Genomic DNA, 24,427 nt, shown 5'->3' with positions numbered 1-24,427 from the left:
GTGACACGAACAGTCCCAGCGTACGACACCCGCCGCGGCGGGGCCGGACGGTTACTCGGCGGGCTCGGCCGCCGCGGGCGGCCGGGTCAGCATCCAGCGCACGACCAGGCCCGCGACCACCGCCCAGAACGCGGCGCCGACGCCGAGGACGGCGATCCCCGAGGCCGAGACCAGAAAGGTCACGGTCGCCGCGACGCGATGTTCGCTCGCCCCGAGCGCCGCCGTGAGGGCGGCCGCGAAGGTGCCGATGAGGGCAAGTCCGGCAACGGTTTCCAGCACCCCCGCCGGCGCGGCCGCGGTCAGGGCGACGAGCGCCGCGGCCGCCGGCGCCAGCACGAGGTAGGTCCCCCCGGCCGATACGGTCGCCCACCACCGCCGCCGCGGATCCGGATGGGCCGAGGGGGCGGCCGCCAGCGCGGCGCTGATCGCGGCCAGGTTGATGGCATGACCACCGGCCGGCGCACCCACGATGGTGCCGAGTCCGGTCACGGTCATCGACGCCCGCCACGGGACGCGATAGCCGAACGAACTCATCACGGCGACACCCGGAATGTTCTGCGCCGCCATCGTCACCACATACAGCGGGACACCTATCCCGATCAGAGCCTGCCAATTCCACTGCGGCACAGTCATTTCCAGCGTCGGCACCAGATCGCCCACCGCGATGGCGCGGTGCCCGGCGACCATCGCGATCGCCGCGCCCGCCACGGCGGTAGCGAAGGCGCCGGGCACCGCCCACCGCTGGGCGTACCGCTGCAACACCACCCACACCACCAGCACGGGCGCGACCACCGCCGCGCTCGAGGTGGTCAGCGCGCGCAGCGGGGCCAGGCACAGCGGCAGCAGCACACCGGCGAGCATGGCCTGGGCGATCTCGACGGGTATCGCGGTGATCAACCGGCCCAGCCGTGCCCAGCACCCGGTGAGCACGATCAGAACTCCGGTCACCACGAACGCCCCGACCGCCGCCGCCCAGCCACCGGCCACCGCACCGGTTCCGGCCAGCAGCGCGGCGCCGGGGGTCGACCACGCGAGCGTGATCGGCATCCGATAGCGCCGGCTCAGTATCGCCATCCCCACGGCCTGGGTGACACAGACGGCCAGCAGTCCCGAGGCGGCCTGCGCCGGGGTCGCGCCGACCGCACTCAGCCCGGCCAGCACCACGGCGAACGAACTGGTGAATCCCACCAGCGCCGCGATGATTCCGGCACCGACCGCTTGCCCGAGACCGCCGGACTCCTCGATGCGCGCGTCGGCAGCCGCCGCGAATCCCGATTCGTCGCGCGCCGAATCCACGCGGGCCGAAGCGTCCGCGGGCGGCTGGGACCGGGGCGTCCGGGATGCGGAGTCGGTGGCAGTCACCGAGCTATCTTCGCGGCGTACTGGACCTCGGGTCAGCAGCCAATCCGCCGAAACTGGCCCGAATTCCCGGCCGATCTCGCTCCGCCGCCGCGCCGTGAGCGACCGCCGAGCGCCGAACCACACCCTCGGCACGGCCGAACAGTCGAGCACCGAACCACGCTTCGGCCAGGCCGACCGGCTCGGCACCGACCCGCCTGTCCGGCCGGCACGTACCCACCGGATCGGAAGCACAGGATCCGCGGCCGGCGGCCCGGGCGCACCGGCTTCGCCCGACGCTTCCACCGGGCAGGGCCCGACCGCAGGCGCAGTTGGGACATTCGTCGCCGTGCCGATCGGATCCTGGACATCGGCGTGCACTCGGCCGCCGTGCGCAGTAGCCGCACAGCGGAGCGGTTCAGCGGCCGGCGGCCCGTTCGGTGTCGCCGGCCACGCCGGCCAGACGCTGCAGCAGGGGCGCCGTGCGCGGGCCGACCAGTTGCTGCATCACCAGCGCCATGTTGGTGCGTTCCACGCCGGCGATCTTCAGGATCGCGCCGGTGATGCGGTACAGGTCGTCGGCATCGCGGGCGACCACCCGCACGGTGAGATCGGTCGGCCCGGTCGTTCCGCACACCTCGGTGACCTCCGGGATCTCGGCCAGCTCGGCCACCACGGCGGCGAGCCGATGCTGGTCGACCACCACCGCGACGAAGGCGGCCAATCGATAGCCGAGCGCCCGGGGGTCGACCCGGCGCTCGAAGCCGGCCAGCACGCCCGCGGCCTCCCAGCGCGCCAACCTGGCCTGCACGGTATTGCGAGACAGCCCCAGCCGGGTGGCCAATTCCACGCCGGTGGCACGAGGGTGGGCTACCAGTTCCAGCAGCAGCCGGGCGTCGGTCGCGTCGATAGTCGCCGGGGCGGGTTCGGCACTGGTCATGTGACGCAGTATGACAGCTCGAACCCGCCTCGGATCGAGCATTCTGCTCAGTTCGCGTGTCATCACTTGCGCATCCCGCTCAATGGTGGATGCTGTGAGGTACAGCACACAGCTGGCGAAACAAGCAGTCCGCCGGATTCGCGACGCCCGGAGACCCCGTGGCCGCGGCAACCAGGAGGTGATGGCTGTGCACAACCCCACAACCAGGCACGACACCGGGACGAACCCCTATCCCGTGCAATTGGTTCAGCCCGACGGTCGCCGCGTTCTCGATCGCGATCATGCCGCCCTGGTCGCCGATATCGGCCCGGCCGAACTGCGTGATCTCTACGAGGATCTGGTCGTCATCCGGCGTATCGATGTCGAGGCGACCGCCCTCCAGCGGCAGGGCCAGCTGGGTCTGTGGGCCCCACTGCTCGGTCAGGAAGCCGCCCAGATCGGATCGGCCCGGGCCCTGCACTCCGACGACTACGTCTTCTGCAGTTACCGCGAGGCCGGGGTGGCCTACTGCCGCGGCGTGGATCCGGCGCTGATCACCCGGTTGTGGCGCGGGGTCGCACACTCCTGCTGGGATCCGGACGAGATCAACATGACCAATCCGGCGATCGTGGTGGGCTCCCAGGGCCTGCACGCCACCGGGTACGCCTACGCCGCCCATCTCGAGGGTGCGGAAATCGCGGTGCTGACCTATTTCGGTGACGGCGCCAGCAGCCAGGGCGACATCGCGGAAGCGCTCGGCTTCGCCGCGGCCTGGAGCGCCCCGGTGGTGTTCTTCTGCCAGAACAATCACTGGGCCATCAGCGAACCGGTCGCGGTGCAGAGCCAGACGCCGATCGTGCGCCGGGCCTACGGCTACGGCATGCCGGGCGTGCAGGTCGACGGGAACGACGTCCTGGCCGTACTGGCGGTCACCCGGCAGGCGGTGGCCCGGGCACGCGCCGGCGGCGGCCCGTCGTTCATCGAGGCGATCACCTATCGCATGGGCCCGCACACCACCGCGGACGATCCCACCCGGTACCGCTCGGCCGCGGAGACCGAATTGTGGCGGCGGCGCGATCCGATCGATCGGATGCGACGACTGCTGGAACGGGAAGAGTTGTGGGACAGCGACTTCGAACGCCGCGTCGCCGATCGCGCCGATGCCGTGGGCGCCGCCGTCCGGACCGCCACCATCGAGATGCCGGATCCGGATCCGATGCAGCTGTTCGACCACGTCTACACCACCGACCATCCGCTGATCGCCGACGAGCGGGCCGAATACGCCGGGTATCTCGCGGGTTTCGAGGAAGGAGTCCGGCCATGATCACCACCTTCGCGGCTGCGCTGAACACCGGCATGCGCCGAGCGCTCGAGGACGACCCCAAGGTCGTGCTGATGGGTGAGGACATCGGGCGGCTCGGCGGCGTGTTCCGGGTGACCGACACCCTGCAGAAGGACTTCGGCAACAATCGCGTCATCGATACGCCGCTGGCCGAATCGGGCATCATCGGAACGGCATTCGGCATGGCGCTGCGCGGATTCCGGCCCGTGTGTGAGATCCAGTTCGACGGATTCGTCTACCCGGCCTTCGATCAGATCGTCTCCCAGGTCGCCAAGATCCACTACCGCACCCAGGGCAAGGTCCGGGCGCCGATCACCATCCGTATCCCGTTCGGTGGCGGGATCGGTTCGGTCGAGCACCACTCGGAGTCACCTGAGGCCTATTTCGCACATACCGCCGGGCTGCGGGTGGTGTCGCCCAGCACGCCTGCCGACGCCTATCAGCTACTGCGCCAATCGATTTCGTGCGACGACCCGGTGATCTTCTTCGAACCGAAGCGCCGCTACTGGGACAAGGCCGATCTGGATTTCGCGGCACTGGACGCCGACCCGCTACCACTCGACCGGGCTCGCATCCGCCGCGCCGGCCGCGACGCCACCGTGGTCGCCTACGGCGGAATGGTCTCCACCGCCCTCGCCGCCGCGGAAATCGCCGCCGGTGAGGGGCATTCGCTGGAGGTCATCGACCTGCGCAGCCTGTCGCCGATCGATTTCGACACCATCGAGGAGTCGGTGTGCCGCACCGGCCGGCTGGTCGTCACACACGAGGCGCCGGTATTCGCCGGGCTCGGCGCGGAGATCGCCGCCCGGATCGCCGAGCGATGCTTCTACTATCTCGAGGCGCCGGTCCTGCGCGTCGGAGGCTTCGACATCCCGTATCCCCCCGCTAAGCTCGAACGGCATCACATACCGGACCCCGACCGCATTCTCGACGCGGTCGACCGAACGCTCGCTGCCTGAGGGAGTGAGGCCCGAAGGCGGCAGCGGAGCACCATCAGGCCGGGCCGCGCGCGGGCCCGGCCACACCGACGCTCGTTCAGACATACGCTCGTTCAGACAGAGGTGCCCGTTGGAAGACCCCGCTGCCGATGACAACAGCCGCATACTCGAGTTCCGCCTGCCCGATCTCGGAGAGGGACTGACCGAGGCCGAACTCGTCTCGTGGGCGGTGGCCGTCGGCGATACCGTCGAACTCAATCAGACCATCGCCGAGGTGGAAACCGCCAAGGCGCAGGTGGAGCTACCGTGCCCGTTCACCGGAGAGGTGACCGAACTCCTGGCCCGGCCCGGCGAGACGGTCGCGGTGGGCGCGCCACTGATCCGCGTGCGCGTCGATGCGGCCACCGCGCCCGCCGAGCCGCCGGAACGGACATCGGTGCTCGTCGGCTACGGCCCCGAGTCCGAAACGGCGACCCGTCGCCGCCGCCCGGGCGCGAAAAACGGTGCCACCCCGCAGCATTCGGGTACCGACGAGATGCCGCCGGAATTTCCGGGCCGGCCACCGGCCACCCCGGCCGCGCGGCAATTGGCGCGTGAGTTGGGCATCAATATCGCATTCGTGGCCGGGTCGGGGCCCGGCGGCGCGGTGACGGTCGAGGATGTGCGCCATGCCGTGCCGGTCTCGGCGCCGCCGCGCCGGGTGCGCGCCGAGGAGGAAGGAGCGGACGCGCCGCGGCCGACCGCCCCGCCGGTTCCGACCATGCGGCCCGACGGCGGGATCATCCGGCCGGCGCCCAGCGAGCGGGAGACCCGGACACCGGTCAGCGGCGTCCGCAAGCGCATCGCCGCGGCCATGACCACCAGTGCGCGGACGATTCCGCAGGCCAGCGCCTTCGTGACCACGGATTTCACCGCCTCGATGGAACTGCTCGACCACCTGCGCAACACCGATTCCTTCACCGGGCTCTCCCTGACCCCGCTGGCCCTGGTGGCCAAGGCGACGCTGGCGGCGATCGCGGAATTCCCGGGGATCAACTCCTACTGGGACGCCGAGGCGAATCAGATCGTCACCAAGCACTACGTCAATCTCGGCATCGCGGTCGCCACCGAACGCGGGCTGCTCGTCCCGAACATCAAGGAGGCACACTCCCTGAGCCTGCGCGAACTGTGCCGGGAGATCGGATGGCTCGCGGATGTGGCGCGGGCCGGGTCGGCCACCCCGGCCGATCTGCGCGGCGGCACCTTCACCATCAGCAATGTCGGCGTATTCGGCGTGGATACCGGTGTGCCGCTGGTGAATCCGGGTGAGGGCGCGATTCTGTGCCTCGGTTCGATCCGCAAACGCCCGTGGGTGTATCGGGACGAACCGGCGATCCGCTGGATCACCACGCTCGGGGTGAGCTTCGATCACCGCATGATCGACGGCGAACTCGGCGCGCGTTTCCTGTCGACGGTGGCCGCGCTGCTGGAGGATCCGCTGACGCTGCTGGGCCGGGTCTGAACCGTCCCTAGTCCTCGGTGACCAGGGTGGCCGCAGCCGCCCTGATGACCGCCGGAATCTCGACGGATTTGCGGGTCTCGTTGTCGACGTAGACGTGCACGAAGGTGCCCTTCGCCGCGAGTTCCAACTCCGCCCCGGCGGTCGTCCCGGCGTCGCCCGGGTCGAGGACGCGGAAGATCGCCAGGTCGTAGGTGATGCTGGAGCGTCCCAGCCGGGTGATCCGCAAGCCGACCCGCAGTTCGTCGGGGAAGCTCAGCGATCCCAGGTACTGACAGGACGTCTGTGCCACCACCCCGATGGCCGGCAGCTCGCGAATATCGGTGCCGGTAGCGGCCATCAGCCAGGCGTTGACCGCGGTGTCGAAGTACGAGTAGTAGGTGACGTTGTTGACGTGGCCGTAGTGGTCGTTGTCGGCCCAACGCGTCGGCACCGGCCAGAGCACCGGATAGTCCTGCTGTGTGGTCACCGGGACGACTCTAGCGATCGGAGCGACGCGGGCGGAGGCGGCAGCCCGCGTCACCACGAAGCCCGCCGCGCAGATCGCCGGCCAACACAGCGATCGGAGCGACGCGGGCGGAGGCGGCAGCCCGAGTCACCACGACAGTGAACCCGGCGCGTCGCAGAAACGTGTCGGTGGTAGGTCATACACTCGAATCGAAACCGGTTACATCCGGGGCCCGTGCGGTGACGTCGACGATGCCGTGATCGTTCGGGATACGGGGAGCCGCCGGCCGCGGCCGGCGCCGCCGAATCGACGACGCTTCGACGCACTCCTCCGCTCCGGAGTCGTACTCGCGGGGCAGGCGCTTCGGGTGTTGGGCCCCAATGGGTTCCGCGCCATCCGGCGCGGTGTGTCGAGCCGCGGCGTGTCCTGAACATTCGGTGCGCGCCCGGTACCGTCGAATCGGTGAATTCATCGGTGGAGGTGGCGCGGCGCGGTCCGGTAGCTCCGGCCGCCCGCCGCGCACGAGCGGCTGTCTTCGCGGTTTTCGCGCTCAACGGATTCCTGGCCGCGATGTGGGTGGTCCATATTCCGGTCATCACCGAGCGCACCGGAGTCGCACACGGGACGCTGGGTCTGCTCATTCTGGTGATGGCAGGCAGTGGCATCGTCGGCATGCAGGCGGCGGGGCCGCTCGCCGACCGCTTCGGCAGCCGGATTCTGGTCGGCGCGGCCGCGCTGTGGCTGACGCTGGCCGTGAACGGGCCGGCATGGGCGACCGGTCCGATCCAACTCGGCATCGCGCTGGCGCTTTTCGGCTTCGGCAACGGCGCGCTCGACGTGTCGATGAACGCCCAGGCCGTCGAGGTCGAGCGAGTCTACGGCCGGCCGATCATGGCCGCCTTCCACGCGCTGTTCTCCTGCGGCGGGCTGGTGGGATCGCTGGCGGGCGCGGCGGCGATGCACGCGCAGGTGGATATTCGGGTGAGTTTCGCGGTCGCGGCGGCCGGGAGCCTCGTGGTCGTGGCGGTGACAGTGCCCGCGCTACTCCCCCGTCTCCGGGCGACATCGCAGCCGGAACGGGCCGATGCGGGAGCCGACGCACCGGTTGCCTCCCGCCGTGCGGCAGCCCCGCGGTACGACGCCGGAGGAACCGGATTCGTCTCCGCTGCTGGGCAACTGGTGCACCGCTGGTTGCCGCCCCGGGTGCTGGCCCTGGCCGCGATCGCCTTCGCCATGTTGATGGCCGAGGGGGTGGCCAATGACTGGAGCGCACTGCAAACCCATGAGCACCTCGGGGTCAGCGATGCGACGGCCGCGTTGTCGTTCGGCGCGTTCTCCGTCGCCATGACCGTCGGTCGCTTCGGCGCGGATCGGGTCAGCGGCCGATTCGGGCGCATCGCCGTCGTGCGTTGGGGTTCGGTGCTGGGAGCCGCCGGGCTCGCGGTCATCATGGCCGCACCGTGGCTACCCCTGAGCCTCGCGGGTTGGGTTCTCGCCGGGCTCGGCCTGGCCGGCGGCGTGCCGCAAATCTTCACCGCGGCCGGCAATCTCGGTACGGCCACCGCCGCCACCGATATGTCGAAGGTCTTCGGGCTCGGCTATCTCGGCTTTCTCGCCGGCCCCTCGGTGATCGGCTGGCTGGCCCAACTCACGTCCCTGACCGTCGCCTTCACCTTCCCCCTCGTCGCCGTCCTGCTCTGCGCCTGGTTCGCCGGCACGGTGGGCGACCGAGAATAATTGTTGACCTTGAGGACAAAAACTCGTAGAGTCCTCGATGTGGGCAGGCCGCGGAAGTTCGAGACCGATGCAGTGGTGGATCGGGCGATGGACGCGTTCTGGACGCACGGATACGCCAACACCTCGCCCGCGCAGCTGGCCGAGGCGACCGGAATCGGGAAAGGGAGTCTGTACCACACGTTCGGCAGCAAACGGGAGCTGTTCGAACGGGCACTGGACCGATACGACCGCATGGGTGCGCAACTGGCCGGGGAGTTCATGGCCCGGCCGGGGACCGCGCGCGAGTGCATCGGCGAATTCCTCCGCTTTCTGGTGGATTCCGATGTGGCGCAACCGGTTCGACGCGGCTGCCTGGCGGTGAACACCGCCACCGAGTTCTCGGGCCAGGATGCCGAGATCACGCGCGCGGTGCGGACCATGCAGGAACACACCATGTCGGCACTGGCCGAGCGGATCGAGCGGGGCCGGCGGGAGGGTGACGTCGGTCCGGAGGTCGACCCCCGGACCACGGCGGAGTTCCTGATGAACACCATCGTCGGTTTGCGGGTCATGGCACGAACCAGCGATGCCGAGACACTGCATCGGATCATCGACACCGCGCTGCACACACTTTGAGGCCGGACCGCTGTCGCGGCCTTTTTTCACACCACAATTTTTGACCTGTAGTTCAAGAAAGGAACGTTCATGGAACTCGAACTGACCGGCAAGACCGCCGTCGTCACGGGCGCCGGCCGCGGCATCGGACTGGCGATCGCCGAGGCGCTGACCGCCGAGGGCGTACAGGTGGTCGGCGCCTCCCGGAATGTGACGCCGGAGCTCGAAAAGGCCAGCGTCGCAGCGGTTTCCGCCGACCTCAGCACCCCCGAGGGAGTCACCTCGCTGATCGATACCGCCCTGCGCGAGCTCGGCGGTATCGATATCCTCGTCAACAACGTCGGCGGCGGCGATGCCGATCGCCTGGGGCTGGGCGGATTCCTCGACACCAGCGACGAGCAGTGGAAGACCCTGTTCGACCTCAACTTCTTCAGCCAGGTCTGGACCACGCGGGCAGCGCTGCCCAGTCTGCTGGAGCGGCGGGGCTCGATCGTGAACATCTCCTCGATCAATGCGCAGCTGCCCGGAGCCGGCCCGTTCGGCTACAGCGAGGCCAAGGCCGCCCTCACCGCGCTGAGCAAGCACCTCAGCGAGGAGCTGGGGCCGCAGGGTGTGCGGGTCAACACCGTCTCCCCCGGTGTCGTCGGGAGCTCGCTGTGGCGGTCCCCCACCGGCTTCGGCGCGAAACTCGCCGCGGCACAGGGGGTCTCCCACGAGGATCTGCTGGCAAGCATCGGGGAGAGCTTCGGCATCGCCTCGAAGCGCATCTCCGAGCCCGAGGAGGTGGCCGCGTTGGTCACCTTCCTCGTCTCGGACCGGGCCGCCAATATCGTCGGCGCGGATTTCGTGATCGACGGCGGGACGTTGAAGCAGTCCTGATTGCTACCGTTCGTGCTTGTGCCGCAGTCCGTTGCCCAGGGCGACGGCTGCGGCCAGGAACGCGCCGACGCTGAGCACCGCGAAGCTGATCACATAGGCGTGCAGCGACGGCACCCCCGTGTGTCCGATGGTGAAGGCGCTGAGGATCGACGCGGTGATCGCGCCGGCGATACTGCCGCCCGCGGTCCGCACCAGCGAGTTGATGCCGCTGGCGATTCCGCTCTCGGTCATCGGAACATGTTGCACGGCAAGCGTTCCCAGCGCGGCGTAACCGATCCCGAAGCCGATGCCCTGCAAGGTGTTCGAGATGATCATGTCGTAGCCGTGCGCATTCGACAGCGCCAGCCATCCGGTTGCCGCGCAGGCGAATCCGGCGCCGATGGCGAGGGTGTAGGCCGGGCCGATCCGGGCGACGATCCGCCCGGTACGGAAGGAGAAGAAGGTCATCAGTACCGAGCTCGGAATGCCGTAGAGACCCACCGCCAGCACCGAGCCGGACAGGCCGTAGCCCGCCTTGTCCGCCGGGGTCTGCACGAAATTCGAGATCAGCGTGAAGGATCCGAACATCGCGAAGCCGAGCAGCGCCGAGGCGAGATTGGCCGACAGGGAGCGCGGGCCGACCAGCAGCGGCAGTCGCACCAGCGGCTGGGCGACGGTGCGCTCCACCAGTACCCATGCCACCGCCAGCACGGCGGCCGCCGCGAAGAGCCCGATCACACTGGTCGCACCCCAGCCCCAGCGCGGCCCCTCGCTGATCGCCAGCAGCAGGCACACCAGCAGCGCCGCGAGCAGGATCGCACCGAGGAAGTCGGGACGCCCGCCGTGACGTTCCCCCACATCCCGGGCACTCACCCCGACCAGCACCGTGGCGACCACGGCCAGTGCGGCGGTCATCCAGAACACCGGATGCGGATCGGTGGTCTTGTCCGCGATCACCCCCGTCACCAGCATGCCGATGGTGCCGCCGACGCCCATCGTGCCGCTGATGACGCCGATCGCGGTGGTCAACCGCTCCCGCGGGAAGGTATCGCGAATGATGCCGATGCCCAACGGAATCAGGGCCGACGAGGTGCCCTGGAGCGCGCGGCCCACGATGTAGACACCCAGCGAACCGGCCAGCGCGCAGATCACCGAACCGATGATCAGCAGCCCCATACAGAACATCACCATGCGCTTCTTGCCGTACATATCGCCGAAGCGCGACAGCAGCGGGGTGGCGACGGCTCCGGTGAGCAATGCCGCGGTGAACAGCCAGGTGACGCCCGCGACGTCGGTGTGCAGTTGCCCGATCAGCCTGGGCAGCAACGGAATTACCACGGTCTGCTGCAGTGAGACCACCAGGCCGGCCGCGCACAGCGCGAGCAGCGTCAAGGCCAGGTGCGCCGGCGCCCCGGATGTGGTCTGGGTACCGGTGGATCGGCCGGTGACGGTCGACGTCATCTGTTTCCCTCATCCCTAAACTTACCTAACTTAAGTAAGTTGGGTTGTAGGATAACCTTGTGCCGCGTTCCGAAGGAAGCCCCGAAACCCTGGTCGATGCCGACTACATCGTGGAGCTCGAACGCGCCCTCACCCGCATCGCCCATCTGCTCACCCGCGCCCGGCGCCACGACCGGACCGTGGCCGCGGCGGGGGTGAATCTCGACCGGGCCAATGTGCCCCTGCTGCGGATGCTCGCCGATGCCGAGGAACCGATGCGCATGGGCGAACTGGCAGCGTGTCTGGATGTGGAGGCGCCGCACGTCACGCGGCAGATTCAGCGCCTCGAACGCGAGGGCCTCGTCGACCGGGTGGTCGACCCGGACGACCGCCGCGCCCAGCGGGTGCGGATCACCACCGAGGGTCGCGCGTCGGTCGACGCGATCCGCCGCGTCAGCCGCCGGCACATGCGGGAGGCATTGGCGTCCTGGTCGATCGAGGACCTACGGCAACTGGCGGCGCTCAACCACCGGATGGTCGACGACTTTCTCGCGAATGCCGAACGCACCGAGGCGTTCGACCGGCGCTGGACCCGGACTACTACGACGCCGGCCGGTCCCGATGCACCGACACGGTGACATCCGGCCACGGCGGACGCCGGACCACCGCGGTCAGCGACAGCGCCGTCGCCACCAGGCCGACGGTGATGCCGAGCAGCGCGATCGCGGTGTCGTTGGTGACCGCATGCCAGGACGCCTTGCCGTCGGCGACCACGAAGACACCGAGCGGCCGGGCCCGCCGCCACCTTCCGCCCGGACGCGTCACCGGGATGACCGTCGCGCCCTCCGGTGTCCGGTACGGGTCTCCGTAGATCGCCGAATCCTCGTCCACCGCAGGCAGATCGAACTGCTCCCGCACTGTCATTCCGGTCCCTTCCCTGCTGCGCGGCGCGCCCACCCAACCGCGGCGCGTACCCGAGCCACTGTAGCCCGGTGCGCGGGCTCGGGAACCACACCGAGCCGCTTCGGCCCTGCGCGGTCACGAACGGCCGGGAAACGACGGCGGCCCGCGACATCCTTCGTCGCGGGCCGCCGAGCGGATCCGTTATCCGCCGATCACGGCTGCACAGTCGTCACAGCTCCGCGGTCGGCACTGCGCCACAGCCGGCATTGCGGTCACAACGCCTTGAGTTCCTCGGTGACGGCGCCGACGGATTTCTTGGCGTCGCCGAACAGCATGGAGGTGTGGTCGGCGTAGAACAGCGGGTTGTCGATGCCGGCGAAGCCGGAGTTCATCGACCGCTTCAGCACGATCACGCTCTTGGCCTGATCGACGTTGAGCACCGGCATGCCGTAGATCGGGCTCGAGGAGTCCTCGCGCGCGGCGGGGTTGGTGACGTCGTTGGCGCCGATCACCAAAGCCACATCGGTGCGGGCGAATTCGCCGTTGATGTCGTCCATTTCCTTGAGCGCGTCGTAGGGCACCTCGGCCTCGGCCAGCAGCACGTTCATATGACCGGGCATGCGGCCCGCCACCGGATGGATAGCGTATTTGACCTCGACACCCTTGGCCTCCAGCAGCGACGCCATCTCCTTGACCGCGTGCTGGGCCTGCGCGACGGCCATACCGTAGCCGGGCACCACGATCACCTGGTTGGCATAGGCCATCTGGATCGCGGCATCCGCGGCGCTGGTGGCCTTGGCCTGCTTCTGCTCACCACCACCGGCCGCGGCGGCACCGCCGCCGCCACCGAAACCACCCGCGACGATGGCGGGGATGGACCGGTTCATCGCCTTGGCCATCAGGTTGGTCAGGATGGTGCCGGACGCGCCGACGATCATGCCCGCGACGATCATCGCGGTGTTGTTCAAAGCCAGACCGGCGGCCGCGGCCGACAGACCGGTCAGCGCGTTCAGCAGCGAGATCACCACCGGCATATCCGCGCCACCGATCGGCAGCACGACCATCAGGCCCAGCACACCGGCGAGCACCAGCAGCAGGATCATCCACCACCACGGCGCACCGTCTTTCGTGGCGCCGATGCCGATCACCACGGCCGAGGCGACCGCGCCCGCGAGCAGCAGCAGGTTCAGCGGCTGCTGCAGTTTGCCGACACCGATCGGGCGGCCGGGCAGGATCTCCTGCAACTTGCCGAAGGCGATCAGCGAACCCCAGAACGACACCGAACCGATGATCGCCGCGAACAGCGAACCGATCACGATATGCACGGTGGGCTGTTCGTGCAGCGACGAGAATCCGTCGCTGTTCAGGAATTCCGACCACGCGATCAACGCGACCGTGCCACCACCGACACCGTTGAACGCGGCCACCAGCTGCGGCATCGCGGTCATCTTGGTGAACCGCGCCGGCGGAACACCCAGCGCCACACCGACAACCAGGCCCGCGACGATGATGATCCAGTTCGAGGTGTCACGGATCGAGATGAACGTCGCGATCACCGCGATGCCCATACCGACCGCCGCGATCCAGTTACCCCGCACCGCGGTCTTCGGGCCCGTCAAGCCCATCAGACCGTAGATGAACAGCGAAAAGGCAACGATATAAAGGATATTGACCAAATTATCCATGACTCAGCGGCCCGCCTTCTCAGTGCTTCCGGAGCGCTCCGCGCCCGACGCAGCGGGCTTCTTACCCTTGAACATCCCCAGCATCCGGTCGGTCACCACGAAACCACCGATCACGTTCAGCGTTCCGAACACCACCGCGACGAACAGAATGATCTGCGTGATCACCGACGGGTGCTCGACCTTGCCCAGCGTCACCAGCGCGCCCAGCACCACGATGCCGTGAATCGCGTTGGTGCCCGACATCAACGGGGTGTGCAAGGTGTTGGGCACCTTGGAGATCACCGCGAAACCCACGAATCCGGACAACACCAGAATCGCGATATTGGCCAACAGCTCGGTATACATCAGCCCTGCTCCTCGGAGTCGGCGGGACGGCTCGGCGCACCGGCCACACAGGAATCGGCGAGCACCTGATCGGAGAAGTCCGGCTCGAGTTTGCCGTCGGTCAGCATCAACTCCAGCAGTGCCGCAATATTCTTCGAGTACAGCTCCGACGCGTGCTCCGGCATCGTGGCCGGCAGATTCAGCGGCGAGCAGATCGTCACACCGTGCTTGACCACCGTCTTACCGGGCTCGGTCAGCTCGCAGTTACCGCCGGTTTCACCCGCGAGGTCGACGATCACGCTGCCGGGCTTCATCCCCTCCACCGCGGCCGCGGTCACCAGCCGCGGCGCCGGCCGACCCGGTACCAGCGCGGTGGTGATCACCACGTCGAAACCCTTGATCGCGTCTTCCAAAGCCTGCTGCTGCTGGGCCTTTTCGTCCTCGGTCAGCTCGCGGGCGTAGCCGCCCTCACCGGCCGCGTCGATACCCAGATCCAGCCACTGCGCGCCGACCGACCGCACCTGGTCGGCCACCTCGGGCCGCACGTCGTAACCGGTCGTGCGCGCTCCCAGGCGCTTGGCGGTCGCCAAAGCCTGCAGACCCGCCACACCCACACCGAGCACCAGCACGGTCGCCGGCTTCACCGTGCCCGCAGCCGTGGTCAGCATCGGGAAGAACCGCGTCGACTCCGATGCCGCCAGCAACACCGCCTTGTATCCGGCGACGTTCGCCTGCGACGACAACGCATCCATCACCTGCGCCCGCGAGATCCGCGGAATCGCCTCCACCGCGAACGCCCGCACGCCCGCACTCTGCAGCGCGCCGATCTTGTTGTCCGCGTTGCGCGGAGCCAGGAAACCGATCAACGTCTGGCCCTGCGACAGCTTGGCGATCTCGGCATCGTTGGGCGGGGCCACCTTCACCACGACCTCGGCCTGCCACGGATCACCGATCGTCGCGCCCGCCGCCTCGTAGGCTTCGTCGGGGATCAGTGCCCCGACACCCGCGCCGGCTTCCACGACTACTTGCACGCCCTGCTTCACCAGGCTCGGGATGATCTTCGGCACCAACGCGACGCGTCGCTCGTCGGCACCGGTCTCACGGACCACACCGACACGCGTGCTGTGCGAAGCACGACCGTCGTCGCTGCGCGGCGCCCCCTCGTTCGCGCTTTGCGTTGTCTCCACTGGTCAACTTCCTTACTTGTGACGGGCAAGCTGGCCCCCTGACAGTCAGGTGGGCCGCCTGTTACCGGTCTGGCCGAGCAGAACTTACTCTGCAGTAAGTTCCGAAATAATTCTCGCAACTGTACCCGGCAGGCCGGTGAGATTAGTTGAGATCAACATCACACCATATGGCCGCTTTCCTCCCGAATGCCCGTTCACGCAGCTGAGGCGCGGGTCTATACCCGTTGCCTCGTACGCCGTAATGTCTGGCGGGTGAGTGGCTGTATCTTCTGCCGGATCGTCGCCGGCGAGGCCCCGGCGACCCGGGTCTACGAGGACGAGCGAGTGCTCGCCTTCCTCGATATCCGGCCGATCACCCGGGGCCACACCCTGGTCGTGCCCAAGCGTCATGCCACCCACCTCGACGATCTCGATGCCGAGCTCGGCGCCGACCTGTTCCGGGTCGGTCATCGCCTCGCAAAAGCGTTGCGCCGCAGCGATTTGGCCGCCGACGGCGCCAACCTCGTTCTCAACGACGGTACGGCGGCATTTCAAACGGTGCACCACGTCCATCTGCACGTGGTGCCGCGACGAGGTGGCGATCTGTTCACCTTCGCACGCGGGTTTCTGCTGCGCCGCCCGCACGAGCCGGTCGGTACCGCGTCCGCGATCCGTGCCGGACTGGATCGCCTGGCCGCCGACCCGGAGCCGCGCGACCAACCCGCGCCGGAATTCGACGATACGAATCGGGAGACTCGCTCATGACCGCACCCGCACTCGACCGCACCGAATTGACCCGCGCCCTGTCCGATCAGTGGGATGAGCTGGCGCGCGTTACCGCCGGGCTCGACGAGGATCGGTGGCGGCTACCCTCACCGCTTCCGGGCTGGACGGTCTTCGATGTGCTCGCCCACGTGGTCGGCACCGAATCGATGCTGCTCGGCGAGCCGCTGCCGCAAGCCGGCAATGACGTGCGCGCCTTCGACCATGTCCGCAACGACACCGGCGCGCTGAACGAGATGTGGCTGGAATCGCTGCGGCCACTGCCCGGCGAACAGCTGCTGCGCCGTTTCGTCGAGGTGACCGACCGCCGCCGCGCCGCGCTGGCCGCCACCGACGACGACGCCTGGCAGGCCGATATCCGCTCCCCGATCGGGGTGGTGCCCTACGGCCGATTCATGCGGGTGCGCCTGTTCGACTGCTGGATGCATCAACTCGACATCACCGACGCTCTCGGTGGTGATGCCGCGGCGCTCGGAACGAACGAGGGCGGACGGCGCGCCGAGCTGGCCGTGGACGAGATCGAACCCTTCCTCGGGCGGGTGGTGGTCAAACGCGGTAAGGCTCCGGACGGGGCCCGCATCACGATCGAATTGACCGAGCCCGTCGCCCGCGCGATACACATTCGAGTCGACGGCCGCGCAGAGGTCGTCGCGGAGTTGGATCGCCCGGCCGACACCACCATCCGGCTGGGTTCGAGCCTGTTCGCCCGGCTGTGCGGCGGGCGGAGCACCGCGGCGGACCACCGCGCCGAGATCGAGATCGCCGGCGATCGTGAACTCGGCGTACGGGTCGCGGACAATCTCGCCTTCACCCTCTGACCGGCCGTGCGGCTTTTCCTGTCCAGCTACCGCTTCGGCGCCCACTACGACCGGTTCGCCGAACTGGTCGGCGGCCCCGGGCCGATCGCGGTGATTCCGAATGCCTGCGATGCCTGGCCGGCCGCCTGGGCCGGTGCGGTGAACAGCGACCGGGCTCCCTTGCGCCGCTGCGGATTCCGTCCCGACGTGGTCGACCTGCGCGACTATATCGGCCGTACCGCGGAGTTGGAGCGCGTGCTGCGGCGGTATCCCGCACTCTGGGTGCGCGGCGGGAACACCTTCGTCCTGCGGGCCCAATTCGCCCGCAGCGGAGCGGATCTCGTGCTGCCCGCACTGCTGGCGGAGGACGCGCTGGCCTACACCGGCTACAGCGCGGGCGCCTGTCTGTTGGCCCCCGATCTGCACGGGTTGGAGGACGCGGACGATCCCGCCGAAGTGGCGCCCGCGTGTGGCATCGAAACCCGATGGGACGGTTTGGGTTTGGTGGACCGCCCGATCGTGCCGCACGTCGATTCGCCGGGCACCGATCCGGAGGGCCACGGCACCCGCCTGGCCGCGCGCCTGCGGGCGGCGGGAACTCCGCACTGGGCGCTGACCGACGACGATGCGGTGGCGGTCCATGGTGATCGCCTCGAGGTGCTGACCGGCGCCTGATACCGGTCCGCGTCGGCTCCGAACTCCGGCTACCTCAGCCGAGCGCGATACCGGCTCGCTCGCATCGCTTTTCGCCCCATTCGTACAGGGCCGTCAACACCGGTACCAGACTGCGGCCCTCGGCGGTCAGATCGTATTCCACCTGCGGCGGAACCGTGTCGAAGACGGTCCGGCTGATCAGACCGTCGGCTTCGAGCTCGCGCAACTGCTGCACGAGCATCTTCTCGCTGGTCGAGGGCATGGCCCTGCGCAGTTGCCCGTAGCGCCGCACACCCTCTTTGAGATGCGCGAGGATCACCGGTTTCCACTTCCCGCCGATCAGATCGACAGTGACCTCGACCGGGCAGTAATACCGCCGCTGCGACATCGCGCTCACCTACTTACCGAAAAGTGCGCTCTTGTAACACTGTAATCACCGGACTTGCATGGACTCATGAAAGTTATCGCCTTCGACCGCTTCAAACCGGGGGTCACCCTCGAGACCATCACACCGTATCTGCCCGAGGAGGTCGCCAATGTGTGGCGCCTCTGGAAGGCCGGTATCGTCCGGGAGAACTACGCCCGTGCGGACGAATCGGGCGTGGTGATCGTCTTCGAGGTGGACAGCGTCGCGGAGGCACGTCGCTATGTGGACGATTTCCCCTTGTCCAAGAAGGGCTTTCTGGATTGGACCTACATTCCCGTGACCGCCCCGCTTCCGCTCGAGGCGCTCATGGACGCCTCGGTCGACACGGCCGAGCCCTACGATCGGACCAGGTGAGCACATGCGCCATGCATTCGGACTCGACATCCCACTGACTGTGGCGGACGCCTGCGATCCGGCGCGGACCGCAGTGCTGATCTACGACATGCAGGTCGGCATCGTCAGTCAGATCAGCGCGGGACAGCAGATCGTCGATGCTTGCGTCCGGCTTCGAGACACCGCGCGAGCCAACGGTTTTCGCGTGTTCTACACCCGGCACATGTCACTGCCGCCGGCCGCGTCCGGGGTGGCGCAGCTGCGGACGGCCATGGCGTGGCAGCACGTGGACGATCCCAGCCGGGTGCGATCGATGTTCCCGCAGGGTTCACCGCAGTATCAGCTGGTGCCGGAACTGACCCCCGGCCCGGACGAGGTGGTCTTCGACAAGATCACCATGTCGGCCTTCGCCGGCACTCCCCTGGATATCGCCCTGCGCGACCTGCGTCTCGATACCGTCGTGATCGCGGGGATCGCCCTCGAGGTCGGTATCGAGCCGACGGTGCGGCATGCCATCGATCTGGGCTATCTGCCGATCATGGTGACCGACGCCTGTGGCGCCGGACATCCCGAAGCGGCCGAACGGTCGTATGCCGCAATGGCTTTCTCCGGCGGATCGCTGACCACGGACCTGGCCGGCCTCGAGACGGAGATCGCCGCGCGCCGTTAGCGAGCTCAGGCGTCCTCGCGCGGCGCCACGATCCGGCGCGCGGCGTCGCGCACCCAGTTGCGCAGCTCCGCCGGATCGTCGGGGCCGCCGACGACGAACCGCCGGGATTGGGGAAGCGCCTGCTGATAGTTGATCAATCCGGTCAGCAGGGTCAGCAGATATCCCGGCGGCATATCGTCGCGCAGCAGCCCGCGCCGCTGCGCGGCCTCGACCTTCTCGATCTTGTCCCGGTAGCGGCGCGCCCGGGCCTCGCCGGCGGTCACCTGATCCGGCGCGAGTTCCAGCGCCTCCCACATCTGGAGCCGGAGAAACTCCGGATGTTCGCGGTGGTAGGCGATATGGGCGTCCACCCAGGCGTCGATGTCGTCGATATCGGTCGACACCGCTGCGGCCACGTCGAGCATCGCCTTCTCCAGCACCTGCTCGAACAGGTGCTGTTTGTCGCCGAAGTAGGCGTAGATCAGCTGCTTGTTCGCCTTGGCCTTGCGGGCGATGCGATCGACGCGGGCACCGGCGATCCCATGGGCGGCGAACTCCTCGGTCGCCGCCTCGAAGATGCGGGCCTTGGTGGCCTCGGGATCGCGCGGGGGCATGACAACGATGCTAACCAACTAATCGGTTGACATGATGCGGTGGGCGCTGGAATAGTTCTAACCAACCGGTTAGTTACATCCTTCGCGGACACCGATCCGCATCCCTCGGCGCAGCGCGGCGCCATCGACACCCTCGACCGATTCCGGGGAGCTTCCTATGCCAATCCTCGAAACACCCACCGCCCCAACACTTCCGAGTCCACCGGCAACCGACCGCGTGCCCTACCCCGCGCGCTGGCGGGTGCTGCCGGTGGTGCTGAGTGCCATGTTCATGGCGATGTTCGATTGGTTCGTCGTCAATGTCGCCGCCTCGTCGCTGCAACACGATCTGAATGCCAGCGAAGCGGCGCTGGAACTGATCGTCGGCGGCTACGGCTTCGCCTACGCCTCCGGCCTGATCACCGGCGGCCGGCTCGGCGATCTGTTCGGCCACCGGCGCCTGTTCGTCATCGGCATGCTGGCCTTCACGCTGGCGTCGCTGCTCTGCGGCCTCGCACCCAACGCGTGGGCGCTGGTCGGGGCGCGCGTGCTGCAGGGCGGCACCGCGGCGCTGATGGTGCCGCAGATGCTGGCGCTGATCAACACGCTGTTCCCGCCGCTCGAGCGCCCGCGGGCGATGGCCGCGTTCGGCGCCACCATCGGACTCGGTGCGGTCGCGGGCCAGGTGCTCGGCGGTGTGCTGCTCGACGCCGACCTGTTCGGCTGGGGCTGGCGCACCATCTTCTACATCAATGTGCCGATCGGACTGGTCGCGGCTGTACTGGCCGCCCGCTGGCTCCCCCGAACCGGAAGCGCCCGCCGGGCGCGGCTGGATCCCGTTGGCGCCGTCGGGATTTCCGCGGCCCTGGCACTGCTGCTGATTCCGATAACGCTGGGCCGGCCGGAGGGCTGGCCGCTGTGGACCTGGATCTCCATGGCAGCCGCGGCGCCGGTCCTGCTGGCGACACTGCGCTACGAGAACCGGCTACGGCGCCGCGGCGGCGAACCGGTGCTCGACACCACCATGGTGCGCGAACGAAGCTTCAGCCTGGGACTGGTGATCGCGGGCGGGTACCTGACCTTCTTCGCCGGCTTCATGCTCTGCCTGACGCTGATGCTGCAGGGCGGGCTCGGCCTGTCGCCGCTGCGGGCGGGCCTGGCCTTCGCTCCGCTGGGTCTGTGCTTCGCGGGCAGCTCGCTGTTCCTCGCTCCTCGGGTCGCCAACCGGTTCGGCAACCGGGTCATGGCGATCGGGACCTGCACCAGCCTGACCGGCCTCGCGATCACGCTCGCCGTACTGGCCGGGATGGGTTCGCAGGTCGGCGCCCTCGCCCTGATCCCCGGCATGATGATCGTCGGCACCGGCAACGGACTGACCATCCCCTCCGTCGTCTCGGCGGTACTGTCCTCGGGCATACCGGCACCCCAGGCGGGAATGGCGGCCGGCGTACTCACCACTGCGCAGCAGTTCGGAAATGCCATCGGCGCAACGGTTCTCGGTGCCATCTTCTTCTCGACGCTCGGCGCCGGGCAGGCCACCGGCAGCTACGTCAGCGCCATGGAGGCGGCCGCGGCGGCCGGGGTCGCGGTGCTGGCCGCGGTGCTGGCCGCCGCGCTGGCGCTGCCTCGGCAGGCCCGTTGACGCACTCGCCCCCGGCCGCCCGGCCGGGGTCTCGGCCGTCCCGCAGACCGGAACAGGTTGCGGGGCGGTCGCGGCTACAAGTACAGGCCGGTGCCGTGTTCGGGTCGCTCGCTGGCGACCGCGTGCAAATCGCGTTCCCGCAGCACCAGGTAGGCCTGCCCCTGCACCTCGACCTCGAATTGGTCCTCGGCGCTGAACAGCACCCGATCACCGACGGTCACACTGCGCACATGCGAACCCACCCCACTGACCTCACCCCAGGTCAGCCGCTTGGCCACCTGCGCGGTGGCGGGAATCAGAATGCCGCCGCTGCTACGCCGTTCACCCTCCTCCGGCGAGACGCGAACCATGATCCGGTCGTGGAGCATCTGGATCTCTAGCTTGGCATCGGACACCGCGGCAGTGTACTGCGTACGGTCTCGGCTCCCGGCAGCGGTATCGGCTGCCGTCGGGCACCTTGATTAGGGGCAGAGGTGGTAAGGGCAAGAGGCGTTCCGTTGCCGTTCGCTTAGCGCGGTAATTTCTGCCCGATCGCACCGGTTTTGCCTGCAGACTGGAACCGCAGCGACACCCGGCAGCCCATAGACTCTGGGACCGATGCCGCCGACGGAGGGGAACTCATGAAGCTCGGACCGATCGCGATGGCCACTGCGTGCGCCGCAGCCGCATTCCTGGCGGGGTGCTCGTCCGATGGGACGGCAACGCCTGCCGCATCGCCCACGGCGGCCGGCCCGGCCACCTCATCGGCAGCGGCTGCCACGGCCACCACAAACACCAAGTGGAATCCGTGTTCGATCCCCGATGCCGACATCGCAGCAGCCGGACTCAACCCTGCCAAGCGTCACACCGATACCGACAAATACGCGGTCAAGTTCCCCGGTTGGGACGTGTGCGCGTGGGACTCTGGCAATTGGATACGACTGCAAGTCTTTTCGACAAACACACACACGTTCGACGAGGTGCGTAACAACACCGTGCTGTTCAACAACCCGCGCACGGTGAGCATCGGCGGGCGCGATGCGGTGATGATGGGCCGCAATGCAATTCCGGACGGATGTGTAGTTGCCTTCGACGTTCCCGGTAATCCGGTGACTTTCGAGATCAACCCCAGTCTTGCCGCCGACTCGACAGGCGACGCGTGCGCCGAATTGACCCGCATTGCAACAGTTCTCGTGAAAGATCTACCGTCCGGAAAGTAGGGGGAGGCCGTGTCCGATACGGGCGTCTGGCGGCAGCTGGCTACCGAAGTCGATGCAGGAAATCTGTCGCTGCGCGTCGACAGAGAATCACTCGATGCGGCAATCAAGGGACTGCAGGATTTCATCGACCACGTCAACGACCTGAGTATCCACGTCGAAACGGTCGGCTTCGTCACGGGGTTCGGCGGGTTCAAAATGGGCCAAGACCTGGCCGCCAAGTTCACCCAAAAGGGCAGCGGCGAGGGGTCTATTCGGCAGCGGCTGAAAGAACTCATCGAGGAAGCCAAAGCCGCGCAGGACGTGCTGCGTAAAGCTGCAGCAGCCTACGCTCAGGCCGAGCACGACAATACGCAGGGAATAGCGGGAACCGCACCGACATGAGACGCGCGGCGGAATGCCGCCGGAACTGGCCCTTGCCATCGGCTCAGCACCGGGTATGCGCTTCGCTGCATCGCCGCAGGTCGGCGAGCTGCACAGCAGTAGCGGAGTTGCTTGCAGCTGCCCCAGGCGCGGCGGCAGGGGGACCTCTTCTTCGGCTTCGATGACATGTCGATCTTCTTCGGGGTGTACGCCGTTCCCTTAGCGTTCCCTCCAGGAGTTGATTTGTGGCCGTTTGTGGCCACCTACGAGCGGTGGTGTCCCGAGGTGTTTCTGCTGGTCAGGGACTGTTTTAGTGTACCTACCTGCGGCGACGGGTAGACCCCTTCGGCAGCGGTATCGGCTGCCGAGCACGGCCCCGAGCACGTAGGTTCGCACTGTGGATATCGCAACGCTCGCCGCCCAGCTGCCCGACGGCATGGTCGTCACCGATCCCGACATCCTCGCCGGCTATCGCCACGACCGCGCTCTCGATCCGCATGCGGGTATGCCCGCCGCGTTGATTCGGCCGCTCACCACCGAGCAGGTCGCCACCGTGGTCGCCTGGGCACACGAACGCCGCGTTCCGCTGGTTCCGCGCGGGGCCGGTACCGGCCTGTCCGGCGGTGCGACGGCACAGGACGGCGCCCTGCTGCTGAGCACCGAGCGGATGCGGGCCATCACCGTCGACCCGGTGACCCGCACCGCGGTCACCCAGCCCGGGCTGCTGAATGCCGAGGTGAAGCGGGCCGCCGCGGAACACGGGCTCTGGTATCCGCCCGATCCGTCGTCGTTCGAGATCTGCTCGATCGGCGGGAACGCCGCCACCAACGCGGGCGGGCTGTGCTGCGTGAAATACGGCGTCACCACCGACTACATCCTGGGGATGGAGGTGGTACTCGCCGACGGCACGGTGGCCCGGCTCGGTGGACCGCGGCTGAAGGACTCCGCCGGATTGTCGCTGACCAAGCTGTTCGTCGGCAGTGAGGGCACGCTCGGCATCATCACCGAGTTGACGCTGCGGTTACTGCCCGCACAGCCGCAGCAGAGCACCGTGGTCGCCACCTTTTCCACCCTCACCTCCGCCACCGCGGCGATCGAGGCCGTCACGGCCCGGCTCCGGCCCTCGATGCTGGAATTCATGGACGCGGTGGCGATCAACGCCGTCGAGGACGAGATGCGGATGGGGCTGGACCGCGGCGCCGCCGCCATGCTCGTCGCACGTTCCGACGCGCCCGGCGAATACCGCACGCAGGAGGCGGCGATCATCGCCGCCGCCTGCGAAAGCGCCGGGGCCACCGAGGTGTTCAGCACCGAGGACCCGGACGAGGGCGAAGCCTTCTGCGCCGCACGGCGATTCGCGATCCCGGCAGTGGAACGCAAGGGGCCGCTCCTACTCGAGGACGTCGGCGTCCCGCTGCCCCGACTGGGCGATCTGGTGACCGGTATCGCCGAGATCGCCGAGCGCCGCGCGGTGCTGATCTCGGTGATCGCGCACGCCGGTGACGGCAACACCCATCCGCTGATCGTCCACAACCCGGCCGACCCGGACGAGACGGCCCGCGCCCACCAGGCTTTCGGCGAGATCATGGACCTGGCCATCGCGCTGGGCGGCACCATCACCGGCGAACACGGGGTCGGCCGCTTGAAGAAGGCGTGGCTGCCCGACCAGGTCGGCCCGGAGGTGATGGAGCTGACGCGGCGCATCAAGGACGCGCTGGACCCGCACGGCATCCTCAATCCGGGCGCGGTGCTCTAGTCCGGGCGCGGAACAAACAGGGGTGCGAAGGGAGTTCTACCGGA

The 24,427-nt window shown here is 68.2% G+C and carries 27 protein-coding genes; 16 read left to right on the top strand and 11 right to left on the bottom strand.

Annotated elements, in window-relative coordinates; all coding sequences use genetic code 11:
- Positions 1–51: 51 nt before the first annotated feature.
- On the bottom strand, positions 52–1,245 hold the full coding sequence (locus tag ON37_RS05470; protein WP_040717444.1) for a benzoate/H(+) symporter BenE family transporter: 1,194 nt from the start codon (positions 1,243–1,245) through the stop codon (positions 52–54).
- 511 nt (positions 1,246–1,756) lie between these two features.
- Positions 1,757–2,278: an Lrp/AsnC family transcriptional regulator gene (locus ON37_RS05465; protein ID WP_040717372.1), complete on the bottom strand. Its 522-nt coding sequence runs from the start codon at positions 2,276–2,278 to the stop codon at positions 1,757–1,759.
- Positions 2,279–2,465: 187 nt separating this feature from the next.
- On the opposite strand from ON37_RS05465, the gene pdhA reads away from it, so the two are divergent.
- From pdhA to ON37_RS05450, 3 genes are all read left to right on the top strand, one after another.
- The gene (pdhA, locus tag ON37_RS05460) at positions 2,466–3,581 is read left to right on the top strand and encodes a pyruvate dehydrogenase (acetyl-transferring) E1 component subunit alpha (RefSeq protein ID WP_245553058.1); all 1,116 of its coding nucleotides are present in this window, start codon (positions 2,466–2,468) and stop codon (positions 3,579–3,581) included.
- The gene (locus tag ON37_RS05455; protein WP_040717368.1) at positions 3,578–4,558 is read left to right on the top strand and encodes an alpha-ketoacid dehydrogenase subunit beta; all 981 of its coding nucleotides are present in this window, start codon (positions 3,578–3,580) and stop codon (positions 4,556–4,558) included. Before pdhA ends, ON37_RS05455 begins: the two co-directional genes overlap by 4 nt.
- A 109-nt stretch (positions 4,559–4,667) precedes the next feature.
- Positions 4,668–6,038 carry a dihydrolipoamide acetyltransferase family protein gene (locus tag ON37_RS05450; protein ID WP_051031230.1) on the top strand — a complete coding sequence of 457 codons (1,371 nt, stop codon included), beginning with the start codon at positions 4,668–4,670 and terminating at the stop codon, positions 6,036–6,038.
- Between the two features lie 7 nt (positions 6,039–6,045).
- Here the strand turns inward: ON37_RS05450 and ON37_RS05445 are convergent, their stop codons facing one another.
- Positions 6,046–6,504, bottom strand: coding sequence for an acyl-CoA thioesterase (locus ON37_RS05445; protein ID WP_083892739.1), 459 nt, complete (start codon positions 6,502–6,504; stop codon positions 6,046–6,048).
- Positions 6,505–6,945: 441 nt separating this feature from the next.
- Between ON37_RS05445 and ON37_RS05435 the strand changes: the two genes are divergently transcribed.
- From ON37_RS05435 to ON37_RS05425, 3 genes are all read left to right on the top strand, one after another.
- Complete coding sequence (locus tag ON37_RS05435; RefSeq protein WP_245553056.1) at positions 6,946–8,220, top strand: MFS transporter; 1,275 nt, start codon at positions 6,946–6,948, stop codon at positions 8,218–8,220.
- 39 nt (positions 8,221–8,259) lie between these two features.
- Entirely contained in the window at positions 8,260–8,835 is a 576-nt protein-coding gene (locus ON37_RS05430; RefSeq protein ID WP_040717361.1) for a TetR/AcrR family transcriptional regulator, read from the top strand.
- 69 nt (positions 8,836–8,904) lie between these two features.
- Entirely contained in the window at positions 8,905–9,693 is a 789-nt protein-coding gene (locus ON37_RS05425; RefSeq protein ID WP_040717358.1) for an oxidoreductase, read from the top strand.
- A 3-nt stretch (positions 9,694–9,696) separates the two neighbouring features.
- Here the strand turns inward: ON37_RS05425 and ON37_RS05420 are convergent, their stop codons facing one another.
- Positions 9,697–11,133, bottom strand: a complete 1,437-nt coding sequence (locus ON37_RS05420; protein WP_040717355.1) for an MFS transporter — start codon at positions 11,131–11,133, stop codon at positions 9,697–9,699.
- A gap of 59 nt (positions 11,134–11,192) precedes the next feature.
- Between ON37_RS05420 and ON37_RS05415 the strand changes: the two genes are divergently transcribed.
- Complete coding sequence (locus tag ON37_RS05415) at positions 11,193–11,750, top strand: MarR family winged helix-turn-helix transcriptional regulator (protein WP_083892736.1); 558 nt, start codon at positions 11,193–11,195, stop codon at positions 11,748–11,750.
- Here the strand turns inward: ON37_RS05415 and ON37_RS05410 are convergent.
- The 4 genes from ON37_RS05410 to ON37_RS05395 form a co-directional block, all read right to left on the bottom strand.
- Complete coding sequence (locus ON37_RS05410) at positions 11,713–12,036, bottom strand: hypothetical protein (protein WP_051031229.1); 324 nt, start codon at positions 12,034–12,036, stop codon at positions 11,713–11,715. The genes ON37_RS05415 and ON37_RS05410 overlap by 38 nt on opposite strands.
- A gap of 251 nt (positions 12,037–12,287) precedes the next feature.
- Complete coding sequence (locus tag ON37_RS05405; RefSeq protein WP_040717348.1) at positions 12,288–13,700, bottom strand: NAD(P)(+) transhydrogenase (Re/Si-specific) subunit beta; 1,413 nt, start codon at positions 13,698–13,700, stop codon at positions 12,288–12,290.
- A gap of 3 nt (positions 13,701–13,703) precedes the next feature.
- Positions 13,704–14,045 carry an NAD(P) transhydrogenase subunit alpha part 2 gene (locus ON37_RS05400; RefSeq protein ID WP_040717347.1) on the bottom strand — a complete coding sequence of 114 codons (342 nt, stop codon included), beginning with the start codon at positions 14,043–14,045 and terminating at the stop codon, positions 13,704–13,706.
- Positions 14,045–15,211, bottom strand: a complete 1,167-nt coding sequence (locus ON37_RS05395; RefSeq protein WP_040717345.1) for a Re/Si-specific NAD(P)(+) transhydrogenase subunit alpha — start codon at positions 15,209–15,211, stop codon at positions 14,045–14,047. The genes ON37_RS05400 and ON37_RS05395 overlap by 1 nt, the downstream gene beginning before the upstream one ends.
- 252 nt (positions 15,212–15,463) lie before the next feature.
- Here ON37_RS05395 and ON37_RS05390 point away from each other — a divergent pair, with 252 nt between their 5' ends.
- From ON37_RS05390 to ON37_RS05380, 3 genes are read left to right on the top strand one after another with little or no spacing between them, the layout of a single operon-like run.
- Positions 15,464–15,955 carry an HIT family protein gene (locus tag ON37_RS05390; RefSeq protein WP_051031227.1) on the top strand — a complete coding sequence of 164 codons (492 nt, stop codon included), beginning with the start codon at positions 15,464–15,466 and terminating at the stop codon, positions 15,953–15,955.
- Positions 15,952–16,791: a maleylpyruvate isomerase family mycothiol-dependent enzyme gene (locus ON37_RS05385; RefSeq protein WP_040717343.1), complete on the top strand. Its 840-nt coding sequence runs from the start codon at positions 15,952–15,954 to the stop codon at positions 16,789–16,791. Before ON37_RS05390 ends, ON37_RS05385 begins: the two co-directional genes overlap by 4 nt.
- A gap of 6 nt (positions 16,792–16,797) precedes the next feature.
- The gene (locus ON37_RS05380) at positions 16,798–17,445 is read left to right on the top strand and encodes a Type 1 glutamine amidotransferase-like domain-containing protein (protein ID WP_040717340.1); all 648 of its coding nucleotides are present in this window, start codon (positions 16,798–16,800) and stop codon (positions 17,443–17,445) included.
- Between the two features lie 34 nt (positions 17,446–17,479).
- Here the strand turns inward: ON37_RS05380 and ON37_RS05375 are convergent, their stop codons facing one another.
- Complete coding sequence (locus ON37_RS05375; protein WP_040717338.1) at positions 17,480–17,812, bottom strand: winged helix-turn-helix transcriptional regulator; 333 nt, start codon at positions 17,810–17,812, stop codon at positions 17,480–17,482.
- 66 nt (positions 17,813–17,878) lie between these two features.
- Between ON37_RS05375 and ON37_RS05370 the strand changes: the two genes are divergently transcribed.
- Positions 17,879–18,205: a YciI family protein gene (locus ON37_RS05370; RefSeq protein WP_040717336.1), complete on the top strand. Its 327-nt coding sequence runs from the start codon at positions 17,879–17,881 to the stop codon at positions 18,203–18,205.
- 4 nt (positions 18,206–18,209) lie between these two features.
- A complete protein-coding gene (locus tag ON37_RS05365) occupies positions 18,210–18,854 on the top strand; it encodes a cysteine hydrolase family protein (protein ID WP_040717335.1) in 645 nt (214 codons plus the stop codon).
- A gap of 5 nt (positions 18,855–18,859) precedes the next feature.
- On the opposite strand, the gene ON37_RS05360 is transcribed toward ON37_RS05365, so the two are convergent.
- On the bottom strand, positions 18,860–19,447 hold the full coding sequence (locus tag ON37_RS05360; RefSeq protein WP_040717333.1) for a TetR/AcrR family transcriptional regulator: 588 nt from the start codon (positions 19,445–19,447) through the stop codon (positions 18,860–18,862).
- A 157-nt stretch (positions 19,448–19,604) separates the two neighbouring features.
- Here ON37_RS05360 and ON37_RS05355 point away from each other — a divergent pair, with 157 nt between their 5' ends.
- Complete coding sequence (locus ON37_RS05355) at positions 19,605–21,068, top strand: MFS transporter (protein ID WP_040717331.1); 1,464 nt, start codon at positions 19,605–19,607, stop codon at positions 21,066–21,068.
- Positions 21,069–21,142: 74 nt separating this feature from the next.
- On the opposite strand, the gene ON37_RS05350 is transcribed toward ON37_RS05355, so the two are convergent.
- Positions 21,143–21,463 carry a GroES family chaperonin gene (locus ON37_RS05350; RefSeq protein WP_040717328.1) on the bottom strand — a complete coding sequence of 107 codons (321 nt, stop codon included), beginning with the start codon at positions 21,461–21,463 and terminating at the stop codon, positions 21,143–21,145.
- A 225-nt stretch (positions 21,464–21,688) separates the two neighbouring features.
- On the opposite strand from ON37_RS05350, the gene ON37_RS31510 reads away from it, so the two are divergent.
- The 3 genes from ON37_RS31510 to ON37_RS05325 all read left to right on the top strand — a co-directional run bounded on the left by ON37_RS31510 (position 21,689) and on the right by ON37_RS05325 (position 24,383).
- Complete coding sequence (locus ON37_RS31510; protein WP_083892734.1) at positions 21,689–22,267, top strand: DUF3558 family protein; 579 nt, start codon at positions 21,689–21,691, stop codon at positions 22,265–22,267.
- A gap of 9 nt (positions 22,268–22,276) precedes the next feature.
- On the top strand, positions 22,277–22,648 hold the full coding sequence (locus ON37_RS05335) for a hypothetical protein (protein WP_040717321.1): 372 nt from the start codon (positions 22,277–22,279) through the stop codon (positions 22,646–22,648).
- A 415-nt stretch (positions 22,649–23,063) separates the two neighbouring features.
- On the top strand, positions 23,064–24,383 hold the full coding sequence (locus ON37_RS05325; RefSeq protein ID WP_051031236.1) for an FAD-binding oxidoreductase: 1,320 nt from the start codon (positions 23,064–23,066) through the stop codon (positions 24,381–24,383).
- The last annotated feature ends 44 nt before the right edge of the window (positions 24,384–24,427 follow it).

It is taken from the genome of Nocardia veterana NBRC 100344 (genome assembly GCF_000308855.1).
Lineage (GTDB): Bacteria > Actinomycetota > Actinomycetes > Mycobacteriales > Mycobacteriaceae > Nocardia > Nocardia veterana.
The sequence above is the reverse complement of the archived record's forward strand: the minus strand, read 5'-3'. Positions and strand labels throughout refer to the sequence as shown.

Excerpts from the sequence above, each read along its gene's own strand:
- ON37_RS05325 (WP_051031236.1), top strand. The coding sequence starts at position 23,064 with ATGGTCGTCACCGATCCCGACATCCTCGCCGGCTATCGCCACGACCGC.
- ON37_RS05420 (WP_040717355.1), bottom strand. The coding sequence starts at position 11,133 with ATGACGTCGACCGTCACCGGCCGATCCACCGGTACCCAGACCACATCC.
- ON37_RS05365 (WP_040717335.1), top strand. The coding sequence starts at position 18,210 with ATGCGCCATGCATTCGGACTCGACATCCCACTGACTGTGGCGGACGCC.
- ON37_RS31510 (WP_083892734.1), top strand. The coding sequence starts at position 21,689 with ATGAAGCTCGGACCGATCGCGATGGCCACTGCGTGCGCCGCAGCCGCA.
- ON37_RS05375 (WP_040717338.1), bottom strand. The coding sequence starts at position 17,812 with ATGTCGCAGCGGCGGTATTACTGCCCGGTCGAGGTCACTGTCGATCTG.
- ON37_RS05385 (WP_040717343.1), top strand. The coding sequence starts at position 15,952 with ATGACCGCACCCGCACTCGACCGCACCGAATTGACCCGCGCCCTGTCC.
- ON37_RS05360 (WP_040717333.1), bottom strand. The coding sequence starts at position 19,447 with ATGCCCCCGCGCGATCCCGAGGCCACCAAGGCCCGCATCTTCGAGGCG.
- ON37_RS05370 (WP_040717336.1), top strand. The coding sequence starts at position 17,879 with ATGAAAGTTATCGCCTTCGACCGCTTCAAACCGGGGGTCACCCTCGAG.
- ON37_RS05355 (WP_040717331.1), top strand. The coding sequence starts at position 19,605 with ATGCCAATCCTCGAAACACCCACCGCCCCAACACTTCCGAGTCCACCG.
- ON37_RS05455 (WP_040717368.1), top strand. The coding sequence starts at position 3,578 with ATGATCACCACCTTCGCGGCTGCGCTGAACACCGGCATGCGCCGAGCG.
- ON37_RS05410 (WP_051031229.1), bottom strand. The coding sequence starts at position 12,036 with ATGACAGTGCGGGAGCAGTTCGATCTGCCTGCGGTGGACGAGGATTCG.
- ON37_RS05405 (WP_040717348.1), bottom strand. The coding sequence starts at position 13,700 with ATGGATAATTTGGTCAATATCCTTTATATCGTTGCCTTTTCGCTGTTC.
- ON37_RS05400 (WP_040717347.1), bottom strand. The coding sequence starts at position 14,045 with ATGTATACCGAGCTGTTGGCCAATATCGCGATTCTGGTGTTGTCCGGA.
- ON37_RS05425 (WP_040717358.1), top strand. The coding sequence starts at position 8,905 with ATGGAACTCGAACTGACCGGCAAGACCGCCGTCGTCACGGGCGCCGGC.
- ON37_RS05465 (WP_040717372.1), bottom strand. The coding sequence starts at position 2,278 with ATGACCAGTGCCGAACCCGCCCCGGCGACTATCGACGCGACCGACGCC.